Origin of the sequence: Desulfosporosinus nitroreducens (assembly GCF_023897015.1) — a bacterium.
Lineage (GTDB): Bacteria > Bacillota > Desulfitobacteriia > Desulfitobacteriales > Desulfitobacteriaceae > Desulfosporosinus > Desulfosporosinus nitroreducens.
This window is the reverse complement of record NZ_JAMHFY010000065.1, coordinates 1-3,866: the sequence shown is the minus strand read 5'-3', so window position 1 is coordinate 3,866 and position 3,866 is coordinate 1. Positions and strand designations below refer to the sequence as shown.

Annotated in this window: 5 protein-coding genes; 2 read left to right on the top strand and 3 right to left on the bottom strand. The window is 38.5% G+C overall.

Annotation, left to right across the window (positions count from 1 at the left end; translation table 11 throughout):
- On the bottom strand, positions 1-184 hold a 184-nt coding region (locus M8E35_RS26020), incomplete at its 3' end, for a hypothetical protein (RefSeq protein ID WP_252473876.1).
- Between the two features lie 160 nt (positions 185-344).
- Here M8E35_RS26020 and M8E35_RS26015 point away from each other — a divergent pair.
- Positions 345-731, top strand: a complete 387-nt coding sequence (locus M8E35_RS26015) for a DUF3793 family protein (protein WP_302050418.1) — start codon at positions 345-347, stop codon at positions 729-731.
- Positions 732-1,144: 413 nt separating this feature from the next.
- Here the strand turns inward: M8E35_RS26015 and ilvA are convergent, their stop codons facing one another.
- Positions 1,145-2,353: a threonine ammonia-lyase gene (ilvA, locus tag M8E35_RS26010; protein WP_252473874.1), complete on the bottom strand. Its 1,209-nt coding sequence runs from the start codon at positions 2,351-2,353 to the stop codon at positions 1,145-1,147.
- A 359-nt stretch (positions 2,354-2,712) separates the two neighbouring features.
- Between ilvA and M8E35_RS26005 the strand changes: the two genes are divergently transcribed.
- Positions 2,713-3,387, top strand: coding sequence for a peroxiredoxin (locus M8E35_RS26005; RefSeq protein WP_373887492.1), 675 nt, complete (start codon positions 2,713-2,715; stop codon positions 3,385-3,387).
- A gap of 278 nt (positions 3,388-3,665) precedes the next feature.
- Here M8E35_RS26005 and M8E35_RS26000 read toward each other — a convergent pair.
- The coding region (locus tag M8E35_RS26000) for a hypothetical protein (RefSeq protein WP_252473873.1) at positions 3,666-3,866 on the bottom strand (201 nt) is incomplete at its 5' end.

Here is a 3,866-nt window from a genome sequence, read left to right as displayed (position 1 = left end):
CCCCTTCGCCACGAAGTGTTTCTTTGGGGCGGGTGGCTCGGCGATACTGTCCACAGGACACTATCGTGCCTTTCGTTCCAGGGCCAAGGATACTTGGAGCATAGCTCCTGGGAAAGTAGGTCATCGCCAGGTAAACAAGCGAAAAACTATCTCTAACGAGATAGTTTTTCTGTGTATATGTCACACTGCAGACACTATATACAACATGAACACATAACGTGTCCCAAGGTAAAGGAGCTAATACTCTAAGAACAGAGTATTAGCTCCTTTTATTTCTGAATAAACCTGCGGGTCCTCTGTTCGATTCAAACTGGTAAGAGTATAGGGTTGGATTAAATGATAAGATTAGAAAATGCCCCAGAAGAGTTCTTTTGATCTTCTTTAATAGGTTACTGTTAAAACAAACTTTATTGAAAGAAAAAAACAGAAATTTTCTTAAAGCCTTAGGATATCCGAATAAGTTAGTTTTGGATGAGTACCTATCTTTTCTTAAAAGGCGATTCGAAAAGTCTTGTCCGCACGAAGTTGGAATCTTTTTGGGCATTCCACTGGAAGATGTTGTTGGCTTTATTCAAAACGGAGCTAAAGGTTGCTTGCTAAACAGCTACTGGAAAGTATATCAGAATCCCGAAAAGGCTAAGTTAAATTTTGCCTCTTATGATAGGGCTAGAATAGATGTGTTTTACTCACTCCTAGATGGGAAGCGAAGTTTCGCCCCAATTCAAGCATAGCGATAGTTGCTTATTAGTTTATATAATAAGCAAAATACAGCAGAGAAATATATTGAGAATCCATTATAGAAAAAAGAAAAGGGATAGCAAAAGCAGGATAATGGGCTTTGTGACAGACCTAGATTTACAGTCCTCTAAGGTGTTTATAGAGTATTGCTTTAAAATCCTCCGAATTCACTTACACTACGTCCAAAAAGTTCTTTTTTTGCCTTTTCATGCCCGATGACCTCTGCACTCTCGAAAACACAATTTCCCCAGATATGATCCCAATCGGAATGAGAATTAAAGACTAGGAGTTCTTTGGATACTATCTGGTTCAAGAGATATTCCTTTATAGTATTCATAGATAGCGGACCTAAGTGAGTATCACACAATACATAAAAATGATCCAGATATCTGTAAGGGGTGGAAATTTACTGTATTATAACTCGGTAATAATTTTCTTCGAGCAATTCTTTGATTGTTTGTACTTGGTCTGCATCGATAGTTTCTAACTCGAGCTCTACCTTGGCGTAACTGATCGGTATATCCAAGGTTTCCCTTCGGTGTGTAACTGCCAGGACATTGGCCCCCTTGCTTGCAATCAACTGTAAAAGTTGTGCTAGAGCGCCAGGTCGATCGCTAATGACAGTCGTAAGAAAACACTTTCGCCCATTCTTGATAAGTCCTTTGTCGATCGTGCGCGCAAGAATGTTAACATCAACGTTTCCTCCACTCAAAACGGCAACCATTTTGCGATTTTTGTAATGAGTTAGACTATGTATAATCCCAGCGGCTGCAGTAGCACCAGCACCTTCCGCAACCACTTTAGCACTTTCTAAGAACAGAAGCATTGTGCTGGCTATTTCGTCCTCGTCGACGGTTACGATATCGTCAACATATTGCTTTACAAGTTTAAAGGTTAGATCACCGGGTGTTTTCACAGCAATCCCATCAGCAATGCTTGGAATGCCATCGATTGTCATTACGCGATGATTGGCTATCGATTCTAACATCGAAGGATTATTTTTACTCTGCACCCCTATTATTTTTATAGAGGAATTTAAAGTCTTTAGTGCTAAGGCTACGCCTGAAATCAATCCACCTCCGCCAATGGGTAAAACGACGACTTCAACCTCGGGTAGCTCATCAAGGATCTCTAAAGCAATAGTTCCCTGACCTGCAATTACCAGTGGATCGTTAAAGGGATGAATGAACGTCGCTTGAGTTTCTGACTGAATGCGTCGGGCCTCATTATAAGCTTCGTCATACACTTCGCCGTAAAGAATGACTTCTGCACCATACTTGCGTGTTGCAGTTACTTTGGAAAGAGGAGCATGCAAAGGCATGACAATTGTTGACTCGATCCCATAAATAGTTGCAGCTACAGCAACACCTTGGGCGTGATTACCAGCAGAAGAGGCAATTACACCATATTCTTTTTCCTTGTCAGTTAAATTAGCTATTTTGTTGTACGCTCCTCTGATTTTAAAGGAGCCGGTGCGTTGAAGGTTTTCCATCTTTACGTGGACTTGATTACCACTAAGACTACTCAAGATGGGATTGTGGACTAACGCTGTTTTATAGGAAATTCCTCGGAGTGTTGCTTTTGCCTTTATAATGTCTTCAAGAGAAATGTCCATAGTTTAGTTCCTTTCTGAGAGGATACTATATTTCACTTATTATAGTGTTCATTTAGAGTAAAACCTATGAGGAAGATATAATGGAATCAAATGGATTGTGGTTATCTAATTTCTTTACTGGGCACTTGGCGATGTTAGCTTCGCAAGGAAAGCACACGTATTGAAGGAGATCGGATAAATTACATTTGAAAATTATTTTGGAAATTAAGGAAAAAATATTGACAATTATTTACTATAGAACTATAATAAATTGTAGTAATAATAAAATGATAATTATTACTAATATAATACAATAATACATAGTTGTCCTTTTTGGATCTACCTATAGTTTAAAGAAAAAATATGAGGAGGTTTTTAGTGTGGAAAATGAGAATTTTAACAGGATGCCTTTGATAGGAGACGAAGCACCGGCTTTTAAGGCAAGAACAACCCAGGGGGATATTAACTTTCCGGAAGATTATAAGGGAAAATGGGTAATTTTGTTCTCCCATCCTGCGGATTTTACACCAGTCTGCACGACTGAGTTTATGACATTTGCAACGATGATTGATGAGTTCAAAGAGCTAAATACTGAACTGATAGGACTTTCAGTAGATTCCTTATATGCACATATTGCTTGGCTTAGAAAGATCCAAGAGCTTGAGTATAAAGGTATGAAAAATGTAGAGGTTACATTCCCATTGATAGAAGATATAAAAATGGATGTTGCAAATAAGTTTGGTATGATTCAGCCAGGGCAATCCGATACGCAGGCAGTAAGAGCAGTATTTGTTATCGATCCGCAAGCTAAAATACGTTGTATCCTTTACTATCCTCTTTCTACTGGTAGAAATTTTGATGAAATTAAGCGAATAATTCTTGCACTTCATAAGGCAGATAAAGATGGAGTTGCAACTCCTGCAGACTGGAGACCTGGAGATGACGTTGTTGTTCCAACAGCAGGATCTTGTGGCACTGCAAAAGAAAGAATGGAAAAACAAGATGATGATACTTATTGTCTTGACTGGTTCATGTGTTTCAAAAGAGAAAAATAGTAGTTAGACTTTAATTGTTAACCATGTTAACCGCTGATTGAACTGCTGTGTGCAACTCATTCAGCGGTTAATTAGTTATTTATATTACTTATACTGCCAGACTAAAAAAAGGGATTCATACAGTCTTCAGCAAATCAAAGTAATAGTAGATGTAATAACAAATAAAAAACAGTTGACAGTTCGGGATAAATGAGGTATTCTAACAAAGCGCCTAAACGACGCACGGTGGTTGAAATGCAGTAGAAATTCGAACTGTTCAGCCGAACAATGCAAATTAGCTATTGACAACATGAGTTGAAAATGCTAAGATATAACTCCGGTCCTAAACAGCAAAAGAAAATATCCTGATCTTTGAAAACTAAACAACAAGGACAGCCAATGAGAGAAACTCGAAAGAGTTTCAAAGAAATCATGAGCGAATCATCTTCTTCATTGAAGTGACATAACTTTTTTTGGAGAGTTTGATCCTGGCTCAGGAC